Source organism: Ralstonia insidiosa (genome assembly GCF_008801405.1).
GTDB classification, from domain to species: Bacteria; Pseudomonadota; Gammaproteobacteria; order Burkholderiales; family Burkholderiaceae; genus Ralstonia; species Ralstonia insidiosa.
In genome coordinates this window covers 181,403-206,662 of sequence record NZ_VZPV01000003.1, presented here as the reverse complement: position 1 = coordinate 206,662, position 25,260 = coordinate 181,403, and the positions used below count along the sequence as shown (strand labels likewise).

Genomic DNA, 25,260 nt, shown 5'->3' with positions numbered 1-25,260 from the left:
GAGACATGAACCCCGATTTCCAGAACCGCGTTTTTGCGTACGCGCCGTGCGCTGAACAACAGCCTGGCGCGGCGACCGAGCCCCGCCCCGTCGTGATCGTCGGCGCGGGGCCCGTTGGCCTCGCCACGGCCATCGACCTGGCGCAGCAGGGCGTGCCCGTTGTGGTCGTGGATGACGACTGCACGCTGTCCACCGGCTCGCGTGCCATCTGCTTTTCCAAGCGCTCACTGGAGATCTTCGACCGCCTTGGCTGCGGCGACCGCATGGTCGACAAGGGCGTGAGCTGGAACGTTGGCAAGGTCTACCTCAAGAACGAACTGCTCTACAGCTTCGACCTGCTGCCCGAAGCCGGCCACCATCGCCCCGCGTTCATCAACCTGCAGCAGTACTACGTCGAAGGCTTTCTCGCTGAACGCGCCCAGGCGCTGCCCAACATCGCGCTGCGCTGGAAGAACAAGGTGACGGGCATCACGCAGGATGCCGATGGCGTGACGCTCACCATCGAGACGCCCGACGGCACCTACACGCAGCGTGCACAGTATGTGGTCGCCGCCGATGGCTCGCGCAGCCCGGTACGCCACATGATGGGCCTGGAAGCGCATGGCCAGACGTTCAAGGATCGCTTCCTGATCGCCGATGTGCGCATGGACGCGCCGTTCCCAAGCGAGCGTTGGTTCTGGTTCGATCCGCCGTTCCACCCGAACCAGTCTGTGCTGCTGCACCACCAGCCCGACAACGTCTGGCGCATCGACTTCCAGCTCGGCTGGGACGCTGATCCGGTGGCCGAGAAGCAACCCGAGCGCGTCATCCCGCGTGTGCGTGCATTGCTGGGCGAAGGCGTCGACTTTGAACTGGAATGGGTCAGCGTCTATACGTTCTCATGTGAGCGCATGGACCGCTTCCGCCATGGCCGCGTGCTGTTCATCGGCGATGCGGCGCATCGTGTGTCGCCCTTCGGCGCGCGTGGTGCCAACAGCGGCCTGCAAGATGCCGAGAACCTCGCGTGGAAGCTGCGCATGGTCCTCAATGGCGACGCCCCCGCCGCGCTGCTCGACACCTATGCAAGCGAGCGCGAATTCGCCGCCGACGACAACATCCGTCACTCCACGCGTTCGACCGATTTCATCACTCCAAAGAGCGCCGTCAGCCGACTCTTTCGCGATGCCACGCTGCGGCTGGCCAAGCACTATCCGTTTGCGCGCACGCTGGTCAACAGCGGGCGGCTGTCGATGCCGACGGTGCTCGTAGACTCGCCGCTGCTGACACCTGATGATGCACCGTTCGCCAGCGCGCTGGTGCCAGGTGCGGTCGCTCTGGACGCGCCGGTACGCAGTGCCGATGGCCATGCTGACTGGCTGCTCTCCCATATGCGCGACGGCTTTACCGTGCTGCGCTTCTGCGGTGCCGGCGAGCATGTGGATGCGCTACCGCTGCCTACGCTGGCGATCTTCCCTTCCGGTGGCAAAGGCACGGTTTCGGCCAACGTGACCGCGCTCGAAGACGTCGATGGCCTTGTCGCACAACGCTATGACGCGCGGCCCGGCACGACCTACCTGATCCGCCCGGACCAGCACGTCTGCGCACGCTGGCGCGCGCTCGACCCTGCCAAGCTGACGGCTGCCGTGCTTCGCGCATGCGGCCACGCGGCATCCACCGCAACGCCGCGCGCCACCGCGATCGTCTGAACCCAGCGCCTGAGCGCAACGCCGACCACCATGCCGCTGAACACTCAACCCAACCTGCCCCGCCCCGACGACTTCTACGAGGCGTTGATCGACACGCACCGCAACCTGAGCGACGAGCAAAGCGCGATGCTCAACGCACAGCTCATCCTGCTGCTCGCCAACCATATCGGCGACATGGTCGTGCTGCGCGAGGCGTTGGCGGCGGCGCGGCTGGCATTGCCCGCAAGCACCGCGTAAGTCAGCGCCATCGCGTTTCAACAATCCAACACTCGCACGGCATCGCACTTGCGACCGCGCAAAGTGCGGTGCTAGTATCCGCTCCGCTTACCGATCAACCAATTTGCACAGGAGGAAAAAAAATCATGCGTCACCTTGCTTTCCCCTTTGCAGGCCCTTGCCTGGGTTGATCGAATCTCTCGCGCTGTAACTCACAGCGTCTTCGCATTGCCCCGGGCCCCGGCCTGCCACATCAGACGTTTTTTTCAGACCTGATATGGAACACTCATGGGCAATTGCATCTTGCATTTGTTCGATGGCGGCACCCTGATCGCCTCGGACGACACCTGGATCGAAGGCGATGCGATCCGACAACTTCAAACCACCAAAGCACTCGACGGCATGCGCCATGTGGCTGGCATGCCCGACCTGCATCCGGGCCGCGGCTACCCCGTGGGCGCGGCGTTCTTCTCAGTCGGCCGCCTGTATCCGGCGCTGATCGGTGGTGACATCGGCTGCGGCATGACGCTGTGGGCAACGGATATCGATGCCAACAAGGTCAGCCTGGACAAGCTCGACAAGCGACTTGGCAACATCGATACGCCGCTCGACGAAAGCTGGCGTGAACTGGCAGCGGCATTGGCTCCCCCGGACACCGGCTTTGACGCCGCACTGGGCACCATCGGTGGTGGCAACCACTTTGCCGAACTGCTGCGCGTGGATGACATCTACGACGAAGCGGGTGGCATTTCCTTGAACCCGCGTCAGCTTCTGCTGCTGGCACACAGCGGCTCGCGCGGGCTGGGCCAGGCGATTCTGGAGGAACAAGTTCGTGCGCATGGCCACAGCGGGCTGTCGCAGGACGACCCGGCGTGTGCAGCCTACCTGCAACGCCATGACACAGCGCTGCACTTTGCCAAGGCCAACCGCGAACTGATCGCGCGCCGCATGCTGGACCGCCTGCACGCGCAAGGCAAACCCCTGCTCGATGTACACCACAACTTTGTCGCACCGGCCACGGTCCATGGCGAACGTGGCTGGCTGCACCGCAAGGGCGCAACGCCGTCAGATGCGGGTGTGGTCGTCATCCCCGGTTCGCGTGGGGACTACAGCTACCTCGTCGCCCCGCTGCCGAGCGAGCACGGTCTGTTCTCGCTCGCGCACGGCGCAGGCCGCAAGTGGATGCGCAGCGACTGCAAGGATCGCCTCGTGCGCCGCTTCACGCCAGCGCAACTGAACCGGACCAAGCTCGGCAGCCACGTCATCTGCGAAGACAAGCAGTTGATCTACGAAGAGGCACCCGAAGCCTACAAGTCGATCGACAGCGTGATTGCACCGCTGGTGGACGCTGGCCTGGTGAAGGTGCTCGCGCGCCTGCGCCCGGTGCTGACCTACAAGACGCGTGGGGAGTGCTGCTGATGGTGCTACTGCAATTGTCTTCTGCGCAGGGGCCGGCGGAATGCGAACTGGCTGTGGCGAAAGCACTGATGCGCCTGCAATGCGAATCCGCAGACGCAGGCGTTCAACTCGAACTGGTGGAACAGGAGGACGGCGAACGTGCCGGCACGCTGCGTTCCGCGCTGGTCAGCCTGGAGGGCGATGCCGAAGACGCCGTGGCGCGCGCATGGGAGGGCACGATGCAATGGACGTGCCCCAGCCCCTATCGCGCAAACGGCACACGGCACGCACGCAAGAACTGGTTCTTCGGCGTGGCACGTTGCGCGGCGCCATCGGAAACGCTACCCGGCGAGATCCGCTTTGAGACCACGCGCTCGTCCGGCCCGGGTGGGCAACACGTGAACAAGACGGAATCCGCCGTGCGCGCCACGCACATCGCCACGGGCATCAGCGTGAAGGTGCAGACCGAGCGCAGCCAGCACGCCAACAAGCGGCTGGCCGTGCTGCTGCTCGCACACAAACTGGCGGACCATGATGCGGCGACGCATGCCGCGCAACGTGCGGACCGGCGCGCGCTTCATCACCAGGTGGCGCGCGGCAACCCGCGCCGTGTGTTCAAGGGCGAACGGTTCGAGCCTGCGTCCGGTGCTTAGCGACCGGCCTGCCGCGTGCCGGCAAGCTGGCCGCGCCGGTATTCACCCTGGCGCTCCAGCATCCAGCCGGGGTACTCGGCGGGGAGTTTGCTCAGACCATCGAGCTGCGCCAGCTCTTGCGCCGTCAGCTCAACCTGGGTGGCGGCGATGTTGTCGTCAAGTTGCTCGACCTTTTTGGCACCGACGATCACGCTGGTCACCACGCGCTGGTGCAGCAGCCAAGCCAGCGCAATCTGCGCGACCGACACGCCGCGCGCATCAGCCATGACGCGCATGGCATCGATGCAGGTATAGGCGCGCTCGCGGTCCACCGGCGGGAAATCGAACGTCGTGCGGCGGCTGCCCTGCTCGCCCTGTTGCTCACGGGTGTACTTGCCGCTGAGCAGGCCACCGGCCAACGGGCTCCACACCATCAGACCCAGACCTTCGCTCTGGAGCATCGGCACCAGCTCGCGCTCCAGGTCACGGCCGGCGATGGTGTAGTACGCCTGCAGGCTTTCGAAGCGCGCACAACCCAGGCGCTCAGCAATGCCCAGCGCCTTGACGATCTGCCAGGCCGCCCAGTTCGATACACCGACATAGCGCACATGCCCCTGCTGCACCAGCGTGTCGAGCGCACGCACCGTTTCTTCAATGGGCGTGGCCGGGTCAAAGCCGTGGATCTGATACAGGTCGATATGGTCGAGCTGCAGGCGCGCCAGGCTTGCCTTCACCCCATCCATGATGTGATAGCGCGACGCACCACGTGCGTTTGCGCCCTCGCCGGTCTGGCCGAACACCTTGGTGGCAACGACCACGCTGTCGCGCGACACCTTCAGGTTCTTGAGCGCCTGCCCGGTGATCTTCTCCGACACGCCGTTCGCGTACACATCCGCGGTATCGATGAAATTGATCCCGGCCTCAAGCGAGCGGCCAATCAGCCGTTCGGCGTCCGCCTGCTGCAAATCCCCGATGTGTTGCCAGATGCCATCATTGCCACCGAACGTCATCGTCCCAAGGCACAGTTCCGACACAAACAGGCCTGTCCGTCCCAACATGTTGTAGCGCATGTGATCCACTCCGGTACATGGTGATTGAATGCCGAGCACAGGCTCGCGCATTGGAAACAGCGCAGAGGATAGGACGGATTGGTCAACCGTGCAGGGCACATCATTCTGGTAGGTCTTGGGGGCTCGCCGCGCGATGCTTGCAAACCAACGCGTGGCGGCGAGTCGTGCTCTGTAAGTACCCGATCGGGAAGCTTGACGCTCCAACAAGCGCCCCTCCTGCACACCTTGTGAAAACCCAGTGCGATAATTCCTCGCGATTGTTGATCGGCGCGATGCGCACCCGTTTCACAATCGCCCCCTCCATCAGAACAAACAGCGATGAAAAAGAGACAACTGATGTCACTGGCTGCGGCATTGGCCTGCGCCACCACCGCATTCGCACAGCCCACCAAAGCGGCCAACGCCGATAGCGCCTTGCTCCAAGCCGCGCAACAGCGCAAAGATGCCTTCGTCAAAGACCTGGCCACGCTGGTCAATATCGACACGGGCACCGACGATGCCAATGGGCTGGCGAAAGTCGAGGCGATCCTCGCACAACATCTGAAAGACCTCGGCGCCAGCGTCGAGATCGTTGCCGCGCCGCCGGCCGCAGGCAAGGCCGTGATTGGCAAGCTGCAAGGCACCGGCACGCAGAACATCATGTTGATGATTCACTACGACACCGTCTTCGGTGTCGGCGAGGCCGCCAAGCGTCCGTTCAAGATCACCGGCAACAAGGCCACCGGCCCCGGCGTGGCCGATGCCAAGGGCGGTGCGCTGATGATCCTCTACGCGCTGGAGATCGCCCGCGCGCGCGGCTTCAAGGACTACAAAACGCTGACCGTACTGTTCAACCCCGATGAGGAAAAAAGCTCGCTCGGCTCACGCAGCCTGATCAGCAAGCTGTCAGCCGATCAGGATTACGTGCTGGTGTATGAACCGCCCGAGGCCGACGTGGTGACGGTGGCCACCAACGGCATCGCCTATGTGCATCTGGACGTCAAGGGCCGTGCATCGCACGCAGGCTCCGCGCCGGAAGCCGGCCGCAACGCCGCACTGGAACTATCCAACCAGATCGTGCAGCTCAAGGATCTGGGCGACCCGGCCAAGGGCACCACGGTCAACTGGACGGTGGTGCGCTCGGGCGATCGCGTCAACATCATCCCCGAGGCGGCCTCCGCCACCGCTGACATGCGCATGGCCGACGTGGCCGAAGTGCAGCGCGTGCAGGCCGATGCCGACAAGATCATCCAGAAAAAGCTGATTGCCGACACCGAGGTCAAGGTCAAGGTGGAGAACCGCCGCCCGCCGTTCAGCCGGAATGCCGACAGCGACCGCTTGGCCGCTGCTGCCGATGGCATCTACAAGGAGTTGGGCAAGTCGATCAAGCCGGTGGCCATGCGCTACGGCACCGATGCCGGCTTCGCCTACCACCCGAACAGCGGCAAGCCCGTCGTGCTGGACGGCATGGGCATCGTTGGCGATCGGCTGCACTCGTCAGACGAATGGGCCGACCTCGACAGCGTGGTGCCTCGCCTGTACCTGACGGTGCGCATGCTGGAGGTCATGGGCAAGGGCAAGCTCGCCGATTGATTCGGCCCGCCGAGTCATCTCCATGGATGCGGAGATGACTCGCGTTACCCCTCCAATTCTGCAAACTGCTGCGCAACCAGATTGCGCAACCACTGGTTGCCGGCATCCTGGTGGAAGCGCCGGTGCCAGAACACGTTGGTTTGCAGCGCCGGCAACCTGAGCGGCGGCGCCACAAACTGCAGCCCGAACGGCGGCGCGGCACGCTCGGCCAGCTTGCGCGGCACCGTCACCACCAGGTCTGTGGTGCTGACGATGTATGGCACCGCCACGAAGTGCGGCACCGAAAAGCGCGCGGATTGCGTGATCCCCGCCTTGTCCAGCAACGGCCCAATGGCGTTGTACGGACTAGCTGAGCTCGCCACCACTAGGTGTGATGCCGTGCGAAAGCGCTCCAGCGTCAACTCGCCCGCCCCCAATGGATGGCCGCGCCGGAACATCGTCACGTAGTCCTGCTGGAACAGGCGACGCTGGAACACGCTCTCGCCCGACAGATCATCGAACGCGCCGATGGCCAGGTCGATGGCACCCGCTTCCATCTCCGCCTTCATGTCGAACCCGCCGGCGCGCCGGGTGTCGATACGCACGCCGGGCGCCTGCTCGGCACACAGCTGCGCCAGCACGGGCATGAAATACACCTCGCCGACGTCGCTCATGGCAATGGTGAAGGTGCGCGTGGAGCTGGCCGCCTCAAAGTGCGTGCGCTGGCCCAGTGCCCGCTGCAAGGTGTCCAGCGCCGTGGCCACCGGTTCTGCCAATTGCTCGGCAAGTGCGGTTGGCATCATGCCGCGCGGGGTGCGCACGAACAGCTCATCGTCGAAGGTCTGCCGCAGCCGGGCCAGAGCATTGCTCACCGCCGGCTGCGACAGGCCGAGCCGGTCCGCCGCCACAGAAATGCGCTTCTCACGCAGGATTTCCTGAAAGACCACCAGCAGGTTCAGGTCCACATCGCGCAGATTGAGCATTCGACGCCTCAATATTCACAATATCAATAGCATGCATTCTCGCATTGATATTCCAAATTTTCACGCAATCCGGACAATACGCGCATACCTAGAAAGCCAAAACAGAGCGGCAACGCCGCCACCGGAGACCACCATGCGCCCTGCCCCCGCTGCGCCATCCGCCTCATCCGCCTCAATTGACCTCGCCCGCCTGATCGACCAAGGCAAAGTCGGCGGCTTCCAGATACTGCTGCTCGCCATCTGCGGGCTGTGCCTGATCATCGACGGCTTTGACGTGCAGGCCATGGGCTACGTGGCGCCGGCCATCATCAAGGATTGGGGGATCACCAAGGCGAGCCTCGGGCCAGTCTTCGGCGCGGGGCTGTTCGGCATGCTGGTCGGCTCGCTCGTGTTTGGCGTGCTGGGCGACCGCTTCGGACGTCGGCCGGTGCTGATCATCGCCACATTCTTCTTTGCAGCCTGCATGCTGGCCACCACGCAGGTGGAGACGGTACAGGCGCTGCTTGTTCTTCGCTTCATCACCGGCCTGGGGCTGGGCTGCATCATGCCCAACGCGATGGCGCTGGCCGGCGAATTCAGCCCGGCGCGCTCGCGCGTGACGTGGATGATGCTGGTGTCGTGCGGCTTTACCGTGGGCGCGGCGCTAGGCGGGTTCGTCAGTGCGGCGCTGCTGTCGCGCTTTGGGTGGCACGCGGTGTTTCTGGTGGGTGGGCTGGTGCCGCTCGCCATTGGCGTGATGATGGTGCTGTGGCTGCCAGAATCCCTGCAATATCTCGTTCTCAAGGGCGACCCGCAAACGCGACATCAGCGCCTCGCACGCTGGCTGGGCAAGCTCGCCCCGCAATTGCAAGTGAATGCGCAGACGCAGTTCGTGGTGCCGGAAGCGCCGGCACGTAGCATGCCGGTCTCAGCACTCTTCACCGAAGGTCGCGCCAAGGTCACGCTGGTGCTGTGGGTCATCAATTTCATGAACCTGATCGACCTGTATTTCCTGTCGAACTGGCTGCCGACGCTGATTCGAGATGCGGGCTACCCGACGGATACCGCCGTGCTGGTGGCGACCGCGCTGCAGGTCGGCGGTGTGATCGGCACGCTTACGCTGGGCCGCATGATCGACCGGCTGGGCTTTGTGCGCGTGCTGGCCGTGTGCTTCCTGATTGCCTGCGCCACCGTTGCGCTGATCGGCCATGTGGCGGCGCTGCTGCCGATGCTGGTAGCGGTGGTGTTTGTCGCCGGCTTCTGCATCGTCGGCGGGCAACCGGCCGTGAATGCGCTGGCCGCCACGTATTACCCGACCACACTGCGCGCCACTGGCATCGGCTGGAGCCTGGGCGTGGGCCGTATCGGCTCGGTCATCGGCCCGGTCATCGGCGGGCAACTGATTGCCATGCAGTGGAGCGGCCCGGCGCTGTTCTCGGCAGCGGCGGTGCCGGCACTGGTGTCGTTCGGCATGGTGCTGGCGTTGACGCTGGCCGCCAGTGGCCGGGACGCCGCACGCTTTGCCGCGCGCAAACCCGCCTGATGACGCTGTAACGACTACGCTTTCTTCTGACGCATCCCTCCAACTGAGGACTTCAACCATGAACATGCTCGCCCCGACGGCCAAGAACGCATTTACCCCCGCGTCGCTGGACCGGCCCGCTTACCAAAGCGGCTTCGGCAACGAGTTCGCCACCGAAGCCCTGCCGGGTGCACTGCCGCACGGCCAGAACTCGCCGCAGAAGGCGCCGTACGGCCTGTATGCCGAGCAGATCTCCGGCACGGCCTTCACCGCACCGCGTGCGCACAACCGCCGCTCGTGGCTGTACCGCATTCGCCCGGGCGCCGTGCATCTGCCGTTCGAGGCGATCGCACAGCAGCGCTTTCATAGCAACTTCAACGAGGTGCCGCCCTCGCCCAACCAGTTGCGCTGGGACCCACTACCCGCACCCGCTGCCGGCACAGATTTCGTTGACGGCATCGTCACGTTCGCCGGCAACGGCGGCCCCGATGCGCAAACCGGCTGCGGCATCCACCTGTACGCCGCCAACGCGGACATGACTGACCGCTTCTTCTACAACGCCGACGGTGAACTGCTGATCGTGCCGCAGCAAGGCCGCCTGCGCCTGCTGACGGAGATGGGCGTGGTCGACGTCGAACCGCTGGAGATTGCCGTCGTCCCACGCGGCGTGCGCTTCCGCGTCGAGCTGCCGGATAACGAAGCTCGCGGCTACATCTGCGAAAACTTCGGCGCGCTCTTCCGCCTGCCCGACCTGGGCGTGATCGGTTCCAACGGCCTGGCCAACCCACGTGACTTCCTCACGCCGCACGCCTGGTACGAAGACCGCGAAGGCGACTTTGAACTCGTCGCCAAATTCCAGGGCAACCTGTGGAGCGCCAAGATCGGCCACTCGCCGCTGGACGTGGTGGCCTGGCACGGCAACTTCGCGCCGTACAAGTACGACCTGCGCCTGTTCAACACCATCGGCTCGATCAGCTACGACCATCCGGACCCGTCGATCTTCCTGGTGCTGCAGAGCCCCTCCGACACGCCGGGCGTGGACACCATCGACTTCGTGATCTTCCCGCCACGCTGGCTGGCCGCCGAAAACACCTTCCGCCCGCCCTGGTTCCACCGCAACGTCGCCAGCGAATTCATGGGCCTGATCCAAGGCGTGTACGACGCCAAAGCCGAAGGCTTCGTACCCGGCGGCGCCAGCCTGCACAACTGCATGAGCGGCCATGGCCCCGATGCCGACACGTTCGAGAAAGCCAGCAACGGCGACACCACCAAGCCCCACAAGGTGGACGCGACGATGGCCTTCATGTTCGAAACGCCGGCGGTGATCCGCCCGACACGCTTCGCAGCCGAATCCGCACAACTGCAAGCCAAGTACTTCGAATGCTGGCAAGGCCTGAAGAAGCATTTCGACCCAACCAAGCGTTAAGCGCCCACGATCCACCGCATTCGCTTTGGCGCCAAGGCAAGCACCCAGAAGGTGTGGCCGTACCTGCCCTAGATGGCGCCTTGAATTTCTGTTGCAGAGAGGAAAAAGGAAGGGGAACTGTCTGAGCGCAGCGAGTTTTCCCCTTCCCCTCTCTGCGACATAAATTCAAGGGGAAGTCGCCATCTCGGGCGCGCCTTTCTTTGCTTACTTTCTTTGGCAAGACAAAGAAAGTGAGTCGCCCCCGGCAGGGGGTGAAACAGAGGATGCACCGACAGCGTCAACGCACAACTGACAACCAAACAAAAAACCGCCCCCATCATGACCAAACGCCAACTCAGCTGGCTCGAATCCGCCAACACCCCCGACACCCACTTCCCGCTGGAAAACCTGCCCTTCGGCATCTTCTCCACCAAAGAGAACCCCTCACCGCGCGCCGGCGTAGCCCTGGGCGACCAAGTCATCGACCTAGGCGCACTGGATGACGCCGACCTGCTGCCCGCCTCCACGCGCGGCACCTTCAGCACCGGCACGCTCAACACCTTCATCGCCCTAGGCAAGCCCGTGTGGGCAGAAACCCGCAAGAAGCTGCAAGCGCTGTTCAGCGTGAATGACACCCACGTGCGCGACAACGCCACCCTGCACGCCCGCGCGCTGGTGCCGCAATCCCACGCCGTGATGCACCTGCCCATCGACATCCCCGGCTACACGGATTTCTATTCCTCCAAGGAACACGCCACCAACGTCGGCCGCATGTTCCGCGACCCGGAAAACGCGCTGCTGCCCAACTGGCTGGAAATCCCCATCGGCTACAACGGCCGCGCCAGTTCGGTGGTGGTGAGCGGCACGCCGCTGCACCGCCCGATGGGCCAGATCAAGCTGCCGGACCAGCCGCGCCCGATCTTCACCGCCTGCCGAAAGCTGGATTACGAACTGGAGATGGCCTTCGTGGTCGGCAAGCCCAGCGCGCTGGGCGAGCCGGTGTCCGTTGACGCCGCACCGGACCACATGTTCGGCGTGGTGCTGCTCAACGACTGGAGCGCACGCGATATCCAGCAATGGGAATACGTGCCGCTGGGCCCGTTCAACTCGAAGGGGTTCGGCACGTCGATCTCGCCGTGGATCGTGACGATGGAAGCGCTGGAGCCGTTCCGCGTGGCCAACCCGGCGCAGTCGCCCGAGCCGCTGGAGTACCTGCGCCAGAGCCAGCCGAACGCTTACGACATCGCACTGGAAACGGCGCTGCGTCCGCATGGTGGCCAGCGCACCACCATCGCCCGCACGAACTTCCGCGCGATGTACTGGACGATGGCGCAGCAACTGGCGCACCACACCGTGTCCGGCTGCAACGTGCGCGTGGGCGATCTGATGGGCTCCGGCACCATCAGCGGCACCACGCCCGATTCGTACGGCAGCCTGCTGGAGCTGACCCTCAACGGCAAGCAGCCGCTTGACCTCGCGGATGGGACACCCCAGGGCACCACGCGCACGTTCCTGGAAGACGGCGACGAAGTCACCATGACCGGCTGGTGTCAGGGCGATGGCTATCGCGTGGGCTTTGGTGAAGTGCGCGGAGAAATCCTGCCGGCGCGCGGCGGAAAGTAATACCGCCAGGGCAACGGATTAAGCGTCCGTTGCCCGACGCCTTCTTACTCCGCCTTGTTGGCAGCGCAGGCCAGCATTGCGTCGCTAATCACGCGCTCACCGTTGGCCTTGAGCGCCTCGCCAGCGCCAACAATATCCCGCTTCTCCTTGTTCTGGCTCAGCTTGAGCTTGCCTTCGATGCGCGTGATCTCGATCTCAATGCCGACGATCATCTTGAGCAGCGCGTCGGTGTAGTCGGCCGGGGCATCGGACATCTTCCACGGCGTGGGCTGCGATGCTTCATGCGCGCGCGTCAGGCGCGCCACCACGCCGCGGACGAAACGCTCATCGTCACGCACCGTGATGCGGCCATGCGCATGCGCCACGCGGTAGTTCCACGTCGGCACCTGCTTGTGGGCTTCATGCTTGCTCGGATACCACGTCGGCGAGATATACGCATCGCCCGCGCGGAAGATGACCATCACCTGATCGCTGTTGGCCACGTCCTGCCAGACCGGGTTAGCGCGCGCCACGTGCGCGTGCAGCGTGCCCAGCTTGCCTTCTTCGGGCAGCAGCAGAAACGGAATGTGGTTCGCATCGAGCCCGCTCTTGCCGTGCGTGATCAGCGAGCCAAACGGGTTCTGCGCAATCAGGTCGTGCAATGCCTCGGTGCGCGATTCATCAAAGTGGGCGGGAACGTACATGGCAACTCCGGCAACAGCCGTACAAATCAAGTAGGAACCCGCCCATTCTGAACCAAAGCGTGGCTCCAATACAGAGCCAGCTTTGGGAGCATTCCTGGAGCCAACTCAGTCGCGCAATAGGTTTTTGGCGATGATGAGTTGCTGGATCTGCGTCGTGCCCTCGTAGAGGCGCAGCAGGCGCACGTCGCGGTAGAAGCGCTCGGCCTTGTACTCGGCGATATAGCCCGCGCCACCGTGAATCTGCACAGCGCGATCCGCCACGCGGCCGACCATTTCCGTACAGAACATCTTGGTGCACGAGGCCAGCATGCTGACTTCGTGATCCTGCTTGCCGACGGGCTTGGCGTCATAACGGCGCGCGCAGTCGCGCACCATCGACATGCCGGCGTACAGCTCGGCCTGGCTGTCGGCCAACATAGCTTGAATGAGTTGGAAGTCTGCGATCGGTTGGCCGAACTGCTTGCGTTCCTTGGCGTAGGCCACGGCATCCGTGATGAGCCGATGCGCCATTCCGCATGCGAGCGAGGAGATATGCAGGCGGCCCCGGTCCAACACCTTCATCGCCGTCTTGAAACCCTGCCCCGCCACGCCGCCGATGATGTTGGCAGCAGGCACCCGCACGTTGTCGAGCACCACATCGCACGTCTTGGTGCCGCGCTGGCCCATCTTCTTGTCGGGCTTGCCCAACGTGATGCCGGGCGTATCGGCCGGCACGATGAAGGCGGAAATGCCGCCTGCACCCTCACCACCCGTGCGCGCCATCAGCGTGAAGGCCCCCGCGCGCGGCGCATTGGTAATGAAGCGCTTGGTGCCATTGATGACGTAGTGATCACCATCCAGCGTGGCGCGCGTCTGTAGCGATGCCGCATCCGAACCGGCACCCGGCTCCGTCAGCGCAAACGAGATGATCAGTTCGCCGCTGGCGATGCGCGGCAGGTAGTCAGCCTTCTGTGCATCTGTACCGTCCATCAGGATGCCCTGCGAGCCGATGCCGACGTTGGTGCCAAACACCGAGCGGAACGCCAGCGCCGTGTGGCCCAGGTCGTACCCCACCTCGCATTCCTGCGCCATCGACAGGCCAATGCCGCCGTGCTCTTCCGGAATCGACAGGCCGAACAGGCCCATCTCCTTCATGTCGGCGACGATCTCGGCCGGCACGTCGTCCTCCTCTTCGAGGAAGTTTTCCGCCGGCACGAGCCGTTCTTGAATGAAGCGCTGCACCGATTGCTGCAGCAGACCGAAGGATTCGTCGTCGAGTGCCATGTCGCTTGGCTCCTGTTGGATATTCCAGAAGATGGTACCCGGTTGGCGCGTTTTGACAATCAGGCCGTACATCAACAGAATGTCGAGTTAAATTCATCAATACGGCCCACCGGGATGGATCCGCTATGGACCTGAATGCACTCAAGCTGTTCGTGGAAATCGTCGATGCGGGCAACCTGTCGGCGGCGGCGCGCAAGCTGCAGACCACGCGCTCGAACGTGAGCCATCGGCTGAAGGCCTTCGAGCGGGCGCTGGGCGTGCAACTGCTGCGCCGGACCACCCGACGCGTGGAGCCGACCGAAGTCGGTGCCGGCATCTACGAGCACGGTCGCAGCATCCTGCGCGAGATGGCGGCGGCGGATGCGCTGGTCTCGTCGCTGGGCAAATCGCTGCAGGGCAGCGTGCGACTTTCGGTGCCGACGGGATTGGGGCATCTGCTGGTGTCACCGCTGCTGGTGGCGTTCAAGCGCGCTTATCCGGACATCCGGCTGGATGTGCGCTTTGACAACCGCGTGTCGGACCTGATTGGCGAAGACGTGGACGTGGCGCTGCGCATCGTCTCGAACCCGCCCGAGTCGCTGGTCGCCACGCTGCTCGATGAGGTGGACTGGGTGCTGTGCGCCGCGCCGGATTACCTGGCCGTGCATGGCACGCCGAAGACGCTTGATGCGCTGGCCGAACACACCATTGTCAGTGCACCAGCGGTTGGGCAGCCGCTGCGCCTATCCGCGCAACTGGCCGATGAGCGCACGCACGTGACACTCGACCCCGGCGTTTCGTCCGACAACTATCTGTTCCTGCAAGCCTCCGTGCGCGCCGGCAACGGGCTGGGCATCCTGCCCTACTACGCCGCCGCCGATGATTTGCGCGAGGGCCACGTCAAACGCGTGCTGCCGGGGTATCGGTTCAGTGTGTTCGGCAGCCGGCTCTACATGCTGGCCATGCCGAGCCGCTATCGAACACTAGCGACGCGGCATTTGCTGGATTTTCTGAAAACGGGTTTGCAGGACAAGCTGCCTCGCCTGCCCCAGACAGAACGCGCCTGACTACGCCTCCAACGGCATCAACCCCGGCAACTGCGCAAAGCAAATCGACTTGGCCGTCTCAATAAAGTCCTGCGCAAACGGCGCCTGCGCATAGTCGCGCGTCATGGCGGCGTAGAGGTCGCTCCACACGCCCTCCTTGCCGACGCGCTTGGCGACCACGTATTCGTAGTCAACGTAATTCTTGATACCCCAGCTGGGCAGTGCTGCCAGCCCACGGCGACTGGCGACAAGCTGCAGCACGGCAATGGTCAGCTCCGCCGTGCGGCGATTGAATACGATGCCGGCAGGCGTCAGCACCTGCCGGATCAGGTCGATGCGCTCTTCCGGCACGGGGTAAGTGATGAGCGTCTGGTCAGTAAAGTCCTTCGCTTCCAGCCACTTCTTGTTGCGCAGCGGATGATCCACCGGCAGCACGGCCAGGATCTCGAAGCGGAACAGCGGCGCAAACACCACGCCCCGGCGCATCTTGGCGTCGGAGCCGATGATGACGTCGGCGCGGCCATCTTTGAGCAGCGCGAGCGGATCGGTATGAAAACCGGAGACGAGGTCCATTTCCACCTCGGGCCAACGCTGGCGGAAGGCATCCATCACCGGCATCAGCCAATCAAAACAGGTGTGGCATTCCAGCGCAATGCGCAGCGTGCCGGCGGCACGGCCCTTGATGCGCTCCAGGTCGCGCTCGGCGGTCTGGATGTCGGCGACGACTTTCTGAGCCAGCTCCAACAGGCGCTCGCCGGCTTCGCTCAGTTCCACGGTCTGCCCCTTGCGGCGTACGACGGCCAGCCCGTAGTGCGATTCCAGCGCACGTAACTGGTGCGACAGCGCCGATTGCGTCAGGTGCAGCCGTTCGGCCGCCCGCGATACCGAGCCGCCATCGGCCAGGGCAATCAAGGTACGTAGATGACGGATTTCCAGCATGGCCGTGCAATTCCCAAAATATGAATTTAATTCAACGAATACGAAAATAATATCATTTGATTCATGTGATGTCGTCGCCCATCATCGCAGGACTCGAAAATCGACCTGCACATTGGCGCCCGCATCTCCTATGACGACCATCCATACCCTCGGCTACCCGCGCATCGGCGCACAGCGTGAGTTGAAGTTCGCACTCGAATCATTCTGGAAAGGCGCCTCAGCGGAAGACGACCTGCGCGCCACCGGCCGCGCATTGCGCCAGCGCCACTGGGCAGCCCAGCGCGACGCCGGGCTGGATTTCGTGACCGTGGGCGATTTCGCCTGGTACGACCAGGTGCTGCAGACAGCCGCCCTGCTGGGCGCCGTTCCCACGCGCTTTGGCTTTGACGCGGCACAACTGACGCTGGCGCAATCGTTCGTGCTCGCACGCGGCAATGCCGACCACGCCGCCATGGAAATGACCAAGTGGTTCGACACCAACTATCACTACCTCGTGCCGGAGCTCACGCCCGACCTGCAGTTCGGGCCCGGGGCCGAATGGCTGTTCGACGAGGTGCGCGAAGCACAGGCCGCCGGCCACCGCGTGAAGGTGGCACTGATCGGGCCGGTCACGTTCCTGCATCTGTCCAAAGCACGCAATGGTCTGACCGACAAACTCGCGCTGCTGCCGCAAGTGCTGCAGGCCTACACCACCGTGCTCCAGCGCCTGGCCTCGTTGAACGTGGAATGGGTGCAGATCGACGAACCCGCCTTGGTGCTCGATCTGCCACAGGCTTGGGTCGGCGCGTTTGGCCCGGCCTATCAAACGCTGGCAGCAGCCAACGGCCCGAAGTTGCTGCTGGCCACGTACTTTGAAGCCGCTTCACACCACGCCGCGCTGATCAAGTCACTGCCGGTGGCGGGTGTGCATCTGGATATCGTGCGCGCACCGGAGCAACTTGCCGCCTTTGCACCGTGGCCGGCCGACAAGGTGCTGTCCGTTGGCGTGATCGATGGCCGCAACATCTGGCGTACGGACCTGGCGCGCGTGCTGGAACGCGTGGCGCCGCTGGCCGAAGCCTTTGGCGAACGCCTGTGGATTGCGCCGAGCTGCTCGCTGCTGCACGTACCGGTGGACCTGTCCGCAGAAACCCGGCTCGACGACGAACTCCAGGGCTGGTTGGCCTTCGCGCGCCAAAAGCTGGACGAACTGGCCGTGATCAAGCTTGCGCTGGTCGAAGGCCAAGCTGCCGTGCAAGGTGCGCTCGATGACAACCGCGCCGCCATCGCCACGCGCACACAATCGCGCCGCGTACACAACGCCAGCGTCAAACGACGCGTGGCTGCCATCGGCGCACAAGATGCAGCACGCGCTGCGCCCTACCCCACGCGCGCGCAAGCACAGCAAGCGCGGCTGAACCTGCCGCTGCTGCCGACCACCACCATCGGCTCGTTCCCGCAAACGGCCGAGATTCGCCAAGCGCGTGCCCAGAACAAGCGAGGCGAGTTGCCTGCGCTGGACTACCTCGAACGCATGCGCGCCGAGATCGCCAACGTCGTGCGCCGCCAGGAAGCCCTGGGCCTGGACATGCTCGTGCACGGTGAAGCCGAACGCAACGACATGGTCGAGTACTTTGGCGAACTGCTGTGGGGCTACGCCTTTACCGCCAACGGCTGGGTGCAGAGCTACGGCTCGCGCTGCGTGAAGCCGCCCATCATCTACGGCGATGTGTACCGCCCCGAGCCGATGACAGTCGAGTGGTCCAAGTACGCGCAAAGTCTGACCTCCAAGCCGATGAAGGGCATGCTGACGGGTCCGGTGACGATGTTGCAATGGTCCTTCGTGCGCGATGACCAGCCTCGTGAGCAAACCGCACTGCAGATCGCCCTGGCGTTGCGCGATGAGGTATGCGATCTGGAAACCGCGGGTATTGCGGCCATCCAGATCGACGAACCGGCGTTCCGCGAAGGGCTTCCGTTGCGAGCAGCCGACGTGCCGGGCTACCTGGAATGGGCCGCGCGTGCGTTCCGCGTGTCGGCTTCAGGCGTGCGCAACGACACGCAGATCCACACGCACATGTGCTATTCGGAATTCAACGACATCCTGCCGGCCATCGCGTCGATGGATGCCGATGTGATCACCATCGAGACCTCGCGCTCGAACATGGAGTTGTTGGACGCATTTGGCGAATTTGCCTACCCGAACGAGATCGGCCCGGGCGTGTACGACATCCACTCGCCGCGCGTGCCGCGTGTGGAAGAAATGGAAACGCTGCTCGACAAGGCTGCCCAGGTGGTGCCCGTGCAGCGCCTGTGGGTGAACCCAGATTGCGGCCTGAAGACGCGTGGCTGGCCAGAAGTGGAAGCGGCGCTGCACGGCATGGTGAAGGCCACGCGCCGCCTGCGTGCCAAGCATGCCAAGGCGCTGCATGCCGGCAGCAAGGCTGCGCAAGCGGAGGCGGCTACGGCTTAAGCAGCGCCAATACCAAAGAAAAACGCCAACCGACGCAAGCCGATTGGCGTTTTTTTCATACGCGCTCAGGTTGCCGTGTCTGGTTGCCCGTGCCGGCCTGCCCCGCCGGCAAATCGTGCCGCGCCAGCCGCGCCTTCGGCAAACACCATCGGCGTACCGCGTGCGCCCTCCTCACGCAGCGCGTTGGCCAGCGGCTGATCCCACTGCGCATAGGCCGATGCCCGATCGGCCAGCATGCACTGCTGCGGAAACGCGGCAATCTCGCGGGCGAGCTGTTGCGCGGCGGCCAGCGATTCACTGGGATCGACCACGCGATTGGCAAGGCCCATGGCGAGTGCCTCTTCGGCGTGCACAGCGCGGCCGGTCAGGATCATGTCCAGCGCCCACCCCATGCCGACGATACGCGGCAGACGCACCGTACCGCCATCGATGAGCGGCACACCCCAGCGGCGGCAGAACACACCGAACACGGCATCGCGCTCGACCACGCGCATATCCGCCAGCAACGCCAGCTCAAGGCCACCTGCCACGGCATAGCCACTCACGGCTGCAATCAGCGGCTTGGACAACACTATGCGTGACGGTCCCATTGGGCCAGGCGCCCCGCCCTCTGGGTCGAGATGATTGCGTCTAGAAGGGTCGCCAACAGCGGTGAGATCCGCCCCGGCGCAAAAGTGCCCACCGGTGCCGCCAAGCACCGCAACGCGCAACGCATCATCGGCTTCAAAGCGCTCGAACGCGGCGAGCAGCGCGGCGGCGGTCGGCCCATCTACCGCGTTACGGCACTCGGGCCGGTTGAGCAGGATCGTACAGACAGGGCCATTGGTCTGGAACAGCACGGCGTCGGACATGGGCGGTCTCCACGGCTTGGGACCGCCCGATGCTACACCTAGCGCGGGCCGTGCTCCGACGCCGGCTCGCCCTCGTGCCCATGGTGGCGCGCGCTGCGGAACTTGCGCAGCATCCACTCCTTGAGGTCATCCACCTTTTCGAACACCACCGGCACCACCAGCAGGCTCAGCAGCGTGGAGGTCAGCAGGCCACCGATCACCGCCACCGCCATCGGCGCGCGAAAGCCCGCATCCCCTTCCAGGCCGAGCGCCATCGGCACCATGCCGGCCGTCATCGCCACGGTGGTCATGACGATGGGGCGAGCGCGCTTGTGGCACGCATCGATGATGGCGTCGGTGCGCGACATGCCCATGTCACGCCGCGCCACGATGGCGTATTCCACCAGCAGGATCGAGTTCTTGGTCACGATGCCCATCAGCATCAGCAAGCCGATCAGCGCAGGCAACGACAAGCTGAAGCCAAACAACGCCAGCAACCCGAAGGCACCGCCCACCGACAGCGGCAGCGCCGCCAGAATCGTCACCGGCTGCGTAAAGTCGTGGAACAGCAGCACCAGCACCGCATACACGCACAGCACACCGGCAAACATGGCGAGGAAGAAGCTGCTGAACAACTCCTGCATGCCCTCCACATCGCCCGAGGCAATGCGGCGCACGCCCTGCGGCAGGTTCTTGATGGACGGCAGTGCCTCCACCGCCATGTTGGTCTCGCCCAGCGCACGCCCCTCCAGCCCTACGCTGATGGTGATGTTGCGGCTGCGGTCATAGCGGTCGATCTGCGCGGGGCCACTGGCGATGGAGATGTCGGCAATGTTCTCCAGCGGTACCGCGCCATTGCGTCCGGTCACGCGCAACTGACGAATCGTCTCGATCTGGTTACGCGACTTCGGGTCTAGTTCTACACGGATGTACACCTGCCGCTCGGGCAGGTTCAGCTTGGGCAGGTTGACGTCATAGTCACCGGCCGTCGCCACGCGCACGGCCTGGCCAATGGCGGCAGCGGTCACGCCTTGCTGCGCGGCACGCGCAAAGTCCGGGCGGATGATGATCTCGGGCCGCAGCAGGCTCGCTGAAGACGTGATCGCACCCAGGCCCGGCACGGTGCGCAGATCGCGCATCACATCGCGGGCGGACTGCTGCAACGTGGTGGGGTCATCACCGGTCAGCACCACCTGCAGTTGCTCACCCGAGCCCACGGCGCCAAACGAAATACGCACGCCCGGCACACCCTCCAACATCTCGCGCAACTGGCGCTGCACCGCTTGCTGTTTGATGCTGCGGTCATGCCTGTCCGTGAGCGAGATGGTCAGCGTGCCGTTGCGTACCTCACCGCCGCTGGAGCCTGGCACACCGGCCATCACGCCCGAGCCGATGGCCGTATAGACGTGGCGGACCTCCTTGTGCTGCATCACGATCTTGCGCACGCGCTCAGTGTTCTCGCGCGTCTGGGCGATGGTGCTGCCGGGCGGGCTTTCCACCGTCATCTGCAGTTGCGCCCAGTCTTCCGGCGGCAGGAACGTGGCGGGAATCAACCCGATGATGGCGACCGACACAACAAAGAATGCCGCTGCCATGCCGCCCGTCTTCCACGGGTGCACCAGGCACCAGCGCGCCGCCTGCAGGTAGCGCGTCATGATCCAGCTGTCGCGGTTGGGCTCATCCTGCGGCTTGAGCATGTAGGCCGCCATCATGGGCGTCAGCAACCGCGCCACCAGCAGCGATGCCAGCACCGCCAGCGAGGCCGTCCACCCGAACTGCTTGAAGAACTTGCCCGAGATGCCGCCCATGAAAGCCGTCGGCAGGAACACCGCCACCAGCGTGAGCGAGGTGGCGATCACCGCCAGGCCAATCTCCTGCGCGGCCTCCATCGCCGCCTCCAGCGGTTTCTTGCCGTCGCGCAGGTGGCGCACGATGTTCTCCACCTCCACGATGGCATCGTCGACAAGAATCCCGACCACCAGCGTGAGCGCCAACAGCGTGATGCCGTTGAGTGTGAAATCCAGCAACTGCATGGCGGCAAACGTGGGGATGATCGACAGCGGCAACGCCACCGCCGACACGAACGTCGCCCGCCAGTCGCGCAGGAACAGCCACACCACCAGCACGGCCAGGATGGCGCCTTCGTACAGCGCATCCATCGATGCCTTGTACGAGTCCGCCACCGGCTTGACCATGTTGAAGACCTCGGTCACATGCACATTGGGGCGCTCAGCCTGCAGCTTGGCAATGGCCTCGCGCACGCCCTTGGCCACCGAGACCTCACTGGCGCCGCGCGAGCGGAACACCTGGAAGCTCACCACGGGCTTGCCGTCGAACAGTGCCATCTGACGCGGCTCGGCAGCGGTGTCGCGCACGTCGGCCACGTCTGACAGGCGGACGCGTCGTCCATCGGACAGCGGAATGTCCATCTGCGCCAGCTCACGTGCGCTCTTCACGGTGCCGAGCGTGCGTACGGCCTGCTCTTGCCCGCCGATGTTGCCGCGGCCACCCGGCGCCTCCTGCTGCATGCCGCGCACCTGCGTGCTGATGTCGGCCGCCGTCACGTTCAGCGCTTGCAGGCGCACGGGGTCGAGCTGCACGCGCACCTCGCGGTCCACCCCGCCCTGGCGCGTGACCTTGGCCACGCCGCGCACGGACAGCAACCGCTTGTTGACGATGTTGTCGACAAACCAGGAGAGATCCTCCGCATCCATGTCCGACGCTTCCACGGCGTACGTCAACACCGGCAGGCTGGCAAACGTCACGCGCGAGATCACCGGCTCCTGCACGTCGGACGGCAACTGCGCGCGGATGCGGCTGACTGAGTCGCGCACGTCGTTCACCGCTTCCTGCACGTCCTTCTCCAGCTGGAACTCAACCATCGTGGTCGAGCTGCCGTCGTTGATGGTGGACGTGATGTGCTTGATCGCGCCAATGCTGGCGATACTGTCTTCGATCTTGCGGGTGACCTCGGTCTCCATCTGCGTGGGCGTGGCGCCCGGCAGGCTGGCCGTCACGGACACGGCGGGGAAGTCGATGTCCGGAAAGTTCTGGATCGACAGCATCTTGAACGACACCAGCCCCGCCACCGTGATCAGGATGAACAGCAGGATCGACGGAATGGGCTTGCGGATCGCCCAGGCAGAGAAGTTCATGGCTTGGCTCCTGCTGCTGCGGTCGCCGATGCTGATGCCGCCGGCACAGACGCGGGTGCTCCAGCTGCAGTCACGCGCACCAGATCGCCATCACTCAGGAACGCCGCACCTGCGGCAACCACCGCGTCGTTCGGGCCAATGCCTTGCGTGACCTCCACCTGACCACCCTGACGACGACCGAGCACGACCTTGGTCTGGCGCACGCGGTTCTGTGGGCCGACCACCATCGTGTAGTCGTAACCATCGCGCGAGAACACCGCAGTCTCGGGCAGCGTTTTTGCCGGTGCATCGCCCAGCAGCACATCACCCGACAGATACATACCCGCCTTCACACCCGTGCTGCCGGCTTCTGGTGGCAGATCGACGTAGACGAGGCCATTGCGCGTGTTCGCATCCACCGTCGGGGCAATCTGGCGCACGCGTCCATTGACGATGCCACCATCCATGCGGCGCAGGCGCACGGCCTGGCCGGGCTGCACGCGCGGCAGTACATCCCCGTGCATCTCGGCGCGCCACTCCAGGCGGTTCTTGCGGATCAGCTTGAAGAGTTCGGTGCCGGACGACACCACCGCGCCCACCGTGGCCGAACGCGCGCTGATCACGCCGTCATCCGGCGCCACCACGCGCGTATAGCGCAACCGCAGTTGCTGGCCGTCAAACTGCGCGCGCGCAGACGCGAGCTTGGCCGCAGCCGTCTTGGCCTGCGTGTCGTACTGCACCAGATCCTGCTGGCTGATCGCGCCGCTCTTGTCGAGCTCGTGCGCGCGGCGGGCTTCACCTGCGGCCTGCGCCGCGGAGGCTTCGGCCTCTGCCAGTGCGGCGCGTTGCGCGGCAACGTCGGCACGTACCGTCTCGTCCGACAGGCGCGCCAGCAGTTGCCCCTGCTTGACGACATCCCCCACGTTGACAAGCACCTCTGCCAGCTTCAACCCGCCGACTTCAGCACCGATGCTGGCCTCCTGCCACGCCTGCACCGCACCGCTGGCCGTGGCTGCACGCGGCCACATCTGCTGCGCCAGATGCGCAACGTTCACGGTCAGCGCAGGCTTGACCGCCGGCTGTTCCTTGCCCGATTGCTGACCCTCGGGTGCAGCCTTGCCACACGCCGCAAGCACACCGGCCAGCACCAGGGCCGACATAATCGACGCGGCCGTCCAAACACGTTGTCCTGTCATGAAGCGTTTCCGTTGTGCGCTGGGGCCAGAGCGGCCGGCGCGGCAGCCTTGGAAGAATTCGATTGGGCGTTGTTGGTAGCGCCGGCTTCGTCCACGTGCCAGCCGCCACCCGCGGCCTTGTACAGCGCGACCCATGCCTGCGCGCGTTCGAGCTTCACAGCCGCCAGTGACTGCGATGCCTGCAGCGTCGTGCGTCGCACGTCCTCAAGCTGCAGCAGGCTGCCGGCACCCAGGCGATAGCGTGCGTTGGCCGCCTCCAGCACCTTCGTGTATTGCGCGTCAGCCGTGGTGGCAGCGTCGAGGCGGCGGTCTGCGGCATCGAGACGCACCAGCGCATCTTCAACTTCCTGCACAGCCTGGCGCACCTTGCCGCGATACGCTGCCAGCGCTTGGTCATAGCGCGCACGTGCGGTTTCCACACGTGCCGCGCCCGCACCGCCTTCGAAAATCGGCAGCGACAGCGAGGGACCAAACGACCACGACTTGCTCGTCAACGACTGCCCGCTCACGCGGTATGCGTTGATACCGATGGAACCCACCAACGTGAGCGACGGCAACCGGCTTGCCACCGCCACGCCAATGTCCGCACTGGCCGACGCCACCGCACGTTCCGACGACGACACATCGGGCCGCTGCGACAGCACCTGCGCCGGCACATCGGGCACGCCGGCATCGGGCGGCGCGGGGATCTGCGCGCTCGCCTTGGCCAGCAGGGTATTCAGCGCATCGTGGTTCAGGCCGGTGAGCGTGACGAGCTTGTCAATGCCCTGCGCGCATTGCGCCCGCTGGCTTTCCAGCGCGTTGACGGCATCGGCCACGGTGGCCTGCGCCTGCGCATAGTCAGCCGGCGCGACAAAACCCGCGCGGAATTTGCGCTCGGTCAGCATGAGGGTTTCCTGCCGCGAAGTCAGCGTCGTCGCACCGATATCGACCAGCGCTTCGCACTCGCGCTGCTGCAGGTAGGTGTTGGCGACTTCTGCCGCGAGCGTCACGCGGGCATCGTGCCAATCGGCCTCGCTGGCGGTCAGCCGTGCGTCGGCACCTTCCAGGCTGCGGCGCTTGCCGCCAAACAGGTCGACCTCCCAAGATGCATCGGCCTGCGCCGCCAGCGTGGTGATGGTGCCCAGCCCCAGCGTCGGGCTCACCGTGCCACCAGGCAATCCGCCAAAGCCCGATCCACCCGCGAACCCGCTGCTGCCGAACCCGCCCTGCCGTGATGCCGAACCGCTGCCTTTCAGTTGCGGAAGAAACGCCGCCCGGCTGGTAGCGACACTTGCGCGCGCCTCGCGCATGCGCCCCACCGCCTGGGCGATGGTGGGGCTGGTGGTATCGGCGTGCTCGACGAGCTGTGTCAGCACGGGGTCGTGAAACTGCTCCCACCAGCGTGCGAGCGCCATGCGGCTGCCGTGGTGCGGCAATGTGGCGTGCCAGCCTTGCGGCGCTTCGGCGCCCTTCAGCTGCGGCGTGCGGTAGTCGGGGCCGACAGCGCAGCCGGCCAGTAGCATCGCCAGCATCAGGGGGGCATGTCGGGCACTGCGGACACAACGTTGGGCAAGACCGCCGGAGGGCATGCCCCCAGCGCGTCGACCTGTTTTCATGAATGTTGTCCTTCGGGAATGCAGCCGGGATTATGCCTAGTCAAGCGTCTGCGAGACACCCACACCTGCGGCACGC

Annotated in this window: 19 protein-coding genes; 10 read left to right on the top strand and 9 right to left on the bottom strand. The window is 64.7% G+C overall.

Features of this window, described 5'->3' with window-relative positions; translation table 11 throughout:
- The first annotated feature begins 5 nt into the window (after window positions 1–5).
- From F7R11_RS23105 to prfH, 4 genes are all read left to right on the top strand, one after another.
- Window positions 6–1,685, top strand: coding sequence for an FAD-dependent oxidoreductase (locus F7R11_RS23105; RefSeq protein WP_064807500.1), 1,680 nt, complete (start codon window positions 6–8; stop codon window positions 1,683–1,685).
- Between the two features lie 30 nt (window positions 1,686–1,715).
- Window positions 1,716–1,922, top strand: coding sequence for a DUF2783 domain-containing protein (locus tag F7R11_RS23100; protein WP_064807503.1), 207 nt, complete (start codon window positions 1,716–1,718; stop codon window positions 1,920–1,922).
- Window positions 1,923–2,189: 267 nt separating this feature from the next.
- A complete protein-coding gene (locus F7R11_RS23095; RefSeq protein ID WP_064807505.1) occupies window positions 2,190–3,320 on the top strand; it encodes an RNA ligase RtcB family protein in 1,131 nt (376 codons plus the stop codon).
- The gene (prfH, locus tag F7R11_RS23090; protein WP_064807508.1) at window positions 3,320–3,952 is read left to right on the top strand and encodes a peptide chain release factor H; all 633 of its coding nucleotides are present in this window, start codon (window positions 3,320–3,322) and stop codon (window positions 3,950–3,952) included. The genes F7R11_RS23095 and prfH overlap by 1 nt, the downstream gene beginning before the upstream one ends.
- On the opposite strand, the gene F7R11_RS23085 is transcribed toward prfH, so the two are convergent.
- Complete coding sequence (locus tag F7R11_RS23085; RefSeq protein WP_021193907.1) at window positions 3,949–5,001, bottom strand: aldo/keto reductase; 1,053 nt, start codon at window positions 4,999–5,001, stop codon at window positions 3,949–3,951. The two genes, prfH and F7R11_RS23085, sit on opposite strands and share 4 nt — an antisense overlap.
- A 318-nt stretch (window positions 5,002–5,319) precedes the next feature.
- Between F7R11_RS23085 and F7R11_RS23080 the strand changes: the two genes are divergently transcribed.
- Window positions 5,320–6,573, top strand: a complete 1,254-nt coding sequence (locus tag F7R11_RS23080) for a glutamate carboxypeptidase (RefSeq protein ID WP_064807510.1) — start codon at window positions 5,320–5,322, stop codon at window positions 6,571–6,573.
- A 44-nt stretch (window positions 6,574–6,617) separates the two neighbouring features.
- On the opposite strand, the gene F7R11_RS23075 is transcribed toward F7R11_RS23080, so the two are convergent.
- Complete coding sequence (locus tag F7R11_RS23075; protein WP_064807512.1) at window positions 6,618–7,535, bottom strand: LysR family transcriptional regulator; 918 nt, start codon at window positions 7,533–7,535, stop codon at window positions 6,618–6,620.
- Window positions 7,536–7,668: 133 nt separating this feature from the next.
- Here F7R11_RS23075 and F7R11_RS23070 point away from each other — a divergent pair, with 133 nt between their 5' ends.
- The 3 genes from F7R11_RS23070 (at window position 7,669) to fahA (ending at window position 12,064) form a co-directional block, all read left to right on the top strand.
- Window positions 7,669–9,057, top strand: coding sequence for an MFS transporter (locus F7R11_RS23070; RefSeq protein ID WP_064807514.1), 1,389 nt, complete (start codon window positions 7,669–7,671; stop codon window positions 9,055–9,057).
- A gap of 58 nt (window positions 9,058–9,115) precedes the next feature.
- Entirely contained in the window at window positions 9,116–10,462 is a 1,347-nt protein-coding gene (gene hmgA, locus F7R11_RS23065; RefSeq protein ID WP_064807516.1) for a homogentisate 1,2-dioxygenase, read from the top strand.
- 318 nt (window positions 10,463–10,780) lie between these two features.
- Window positions 10,781–12,064 carry a fumarylacetoacetase gene (fahA, locus tag F7R11_RS23055; RefSeq protein WP_064807518.1) on the top strand — a complete coding sequence of 428 codons (1,284 nt, stop codon included), beginning with the start codon at window positions 10,781–10,783 and terminating at the stop codon, window positions 12,062–12,064.
- 44 nt (window positions 12,065–12,108) lie between these two features.
- Here the strand turns inward: fahA and F7R11_RS23050 are convergent, their stop codons facing one another.
- The gene (locus F7R11_RS23050) at window positions 12,109–12,747 is read right to left on the bottom strand and encodes an FMN-binding negative transcriptional regulator (protein ID WP_064807520.1); all 639 of its coding nucleotides are present in this window, start codon (window positions 12,745–12,747) and stop codon (window positions 12,109–12,111) included.
- A gap of 105 nt (window positions 12,748–12,852) precedes the next feature.
- Complete coding sequence (locus tag F7R11_RS23045; RefSeq protein WP_064809055.1) at window positions 12,853–14,010, bottom strand: acyl-CoA dehydrogenase family protein; 1,158 nt, start codon at window positions 14,008–14,010, stop codon at window positions 12,853–12,855.
- 125 nt (window positions 14,011–14,135) lie between these two features.
- Between F7R11_RS23045 and F7R11_RS23040 the strand changes: the two genes are divergently transcribed.
- Window positions 14,136–15,056 carry a LysR family transcriptional regulator gene (locus F7R11_RS23040; protein ID WP_064807522.1) on the top strand — a complete coding sequence of 307 codons (921 nt, stop codon included), beginning with the start codon at window positions 14,136–14,138 and terminating at the stop codon, window positions 15,054–15,056.
- On the opposite strand, the gene F7R11_RS23035 is transcribed toward F7R11_RS23040, so the two are convergent.
- Window positions 15,057–15,974: a LysR family transcriptional regulator gene (locus tag F7R11_RS23035; protein WP_021193898.1), complete on the bottom strand. Its 918-nt coding sequence runs from the start codon at window positions 15,972–15,974 to the stop codon at window positions 15,057–15,059.
- Between the two features lie 130 nt (window positions 15,975–16,104).
- Here F7R11_RS23035 and metE point away from each other — a divergent pair, with 130 nt between their 5' ends.
- Window positions 16,105–18,426: a 5-methyltetrahydropteroyltriglutamate--homocysteine S-methyltransferase gene (metE, locus tag F7R11_RS23030; protein ID WP_064807525.1), complete on the top strand. Its 2,322-nt coding sequence runs from the start codon at window positions 16,105–16,107 to the stop codon at window positions 18,424–18,426.
- Between the two features lie 65 nt (window positions 18,427–18,491).
- On the opposite strand, the gene F7R11_RS23025 is transcribed toward metE, so the two are convergent.
- The 4 genes from F7R11_RS23025 to F7R11_RS23010 are packed head-to-tail and all read right to left on the bottom strand — an operon-like array spanning window position 18,492 to window position 25,184.
- Window positions 18,492–19,277, bottom strand: coding sequence for a crotonase/enoyl-CoA hydratase family protein (locus tag F7R11_RS23025; RefSeq protein WP_064807527.1), 786 nt, complete (start codon window positions 19,275–19,277; stop codon window positions 18,492–18,494).
- A 38-nt stretch (window positions 19,278–19,315) separates the two neighbouring features.
- Window positions 19,316–22,411 carry an efflux RND transporter permease subunit gene (locus tag F7R11_RS23020; protein WP_064807529.1) on the bottom strand — a complete coding sequence of 1,032 codons (3,096 nt, stop codon included), beginning with the start codon at window positions 22,409–22,411 and terminating at the stop codon, window positions 19,316–19,318.
- Window positions 22,408–23,586 (bottom strand): efflux RND transporter periplasmic adaptor subunit, encoded by a 1,179-nt coding sequence (locus tag F7R11_RS23015; protein ID WP_064807531.1) that lies wholly within the window; start codon window positions 23,584–23,586, stop codon window positions 22,408–22,410. Before F7R11_RS23015 ends, F7R11_RS23020 begins: the two co-directional genes overlap by 4 nt.
- On the bottom strand, window positions 23,583–25,184 hold the full coding sequence (locus F7R11_RS23010) for an efflux transporter outer membrane subunit (RefSeq protein ID WP_064807533.1): 1,602 nt from the start codon (window positions 25,182–25,184) through the stop codon (window positions 23,583–23,585). Before F7R11_RS23010 ends, F7R11_RS23015 begins: the two co-directional genes overlap by 4 nt.
- Between the last annotated feature and the right edge of the window lie 76 nt (window positions 25,185–25,260).

Excerpts from the sequence above, each read along its gene's own strand:
- F7R11_RS23105 (WP_064807500.1), top strand. The coding sequence starts at position 6 with ATGAACCCCGATTTCCAGAACCGCGTTTTTGCGTACGCGCCGTGCGCT.
- F7R11_RS23100 (WP_064807503.1), top strand. The coding sequence starts at position 1,716 with ATGCCGCTGAACACTCAACCCAACCTGCCCCGCCCCGACGACTTCTAC.
- F7R11_RS23095 (WP_064807505.1), top strand. The coding sequence starts at position 2,190 with ATGGGCAATTGCATCTTGCATTTGTTCGATGGCGGCACCCTGATCGCC.
- prfH (WP_064807508.1), top strand. The coding sequence starts at position 3,320 with ATGGTGCTACTGCAATTGTCTTCTGCGCAGGGGCCGGCGGAATGCGAA.
- F7R11_RS23085 (WP_021193907.1), bottom strand. The coding sequence starts at position 5,001 with ATGCGCTACAACATGTTGGGACGGACAGGCCTGTTTGTGTCGGAACTG.
- F7R11_RS23080 (WP_064807510.1), top strand. The coding sequence starts at position 5,320 with ATGAAAAAGAGACAACTGATGTCACTGGCTGCGGCATTGGCCTGCGCC.
- F7R11_RS23075 (WP_064807512.1), bottom strand. The coding sequence starts at position 7,535 with ATGCTCAATCTGCGCGATGTGGACCTGAACCTGCTGGTGGTCTTTCAG.
- F7R11_RS23070 (WP_064807514.1), top strand. The coding sequence starts at position 7,669 with ATGCGCCCTGCCCCCGCTGCGCCATCCGCCTCATCCGCCTCAATTGAC.
- hmgA (WP_064807516.1), top strand. The coding sequence starts at position 9,116 with ATGAACATGCTCGCCCCGACGGCCAAGAACGCATTTACCCCCGCGTCG.
- fahA (WP_064807518.1), top strand. The coding sequence starts at position 10,781 with ATGACCAAACGCCAACTCAGCTGGCTCGAATCCGCCAACACCCCCGAC.
- F7R11_RS23050 (WP_064807520.1), bottom strand. The coding sequence starts at position 12,747 with ATGTACGTTCCCGCCCACTTTGATGAATCGCGCACCGAGGCATTGCAC.
- F7R11_RS23045 (WP_064809055.1), bottom strand. The coding sequence starts at position 14,010 with ATGGCACTCGACGACGAATCCTTCGGTCTGCTGCAGCAATCGGTGCAG.
- F7R11_RS23040 (WP_064807522.1), top strand. The coding sequence starts at position 14,136 with ATGGACCTGAATGCACTCAAGCTGTTCGTGGAAATCGTCGATGCGGGC.
- F7R11_RS23035 (WP_021193898.1), bottom strand. The coding sequence starts at position 15,974 with ATGCTGGAAATCCGTCATCTACGTACCTTGATTGCCCTGGCCGATGGC.
- metE (WP_064807525.1), top strand. The coding sequence starts at position 16,105 with ATGACGACCATCCATACCCTCGGCTACCCGCGCATCGGCGCACAGCGT.
- F7R11_RS23025 (WP_064807527.1), bottom strand. The coding sequence starts at position 19,277 with ATGTCCGACGCCGTGCTGTTCCAGACCAATGGCCCTGTCTGTACGATC.
- F7R11_RS23020 (WP_064807529.1), bottom strand. The coding sequence starts at position 22,411 with ATGAACTTCTCTGCCTGGGCGATCCGCAAGCCCATTCCGTCGATCCTG.
- F7R11_RS23015 (WP_064807531.1), bottom strand. The coding sequence starts at position 23,586 with ATGACAGGACAACGTGTTTGGACGGCCGCGTCGATTATGTCGGCCCTG.
- F7R11_RS23010 (WP_064807533.1), bottom strand. The coding sequence starts at position 25,184 with ATGAAAACAGGTCGACGCGCTGGGGGCATGCCCTCCGGCGGTCTTGCC.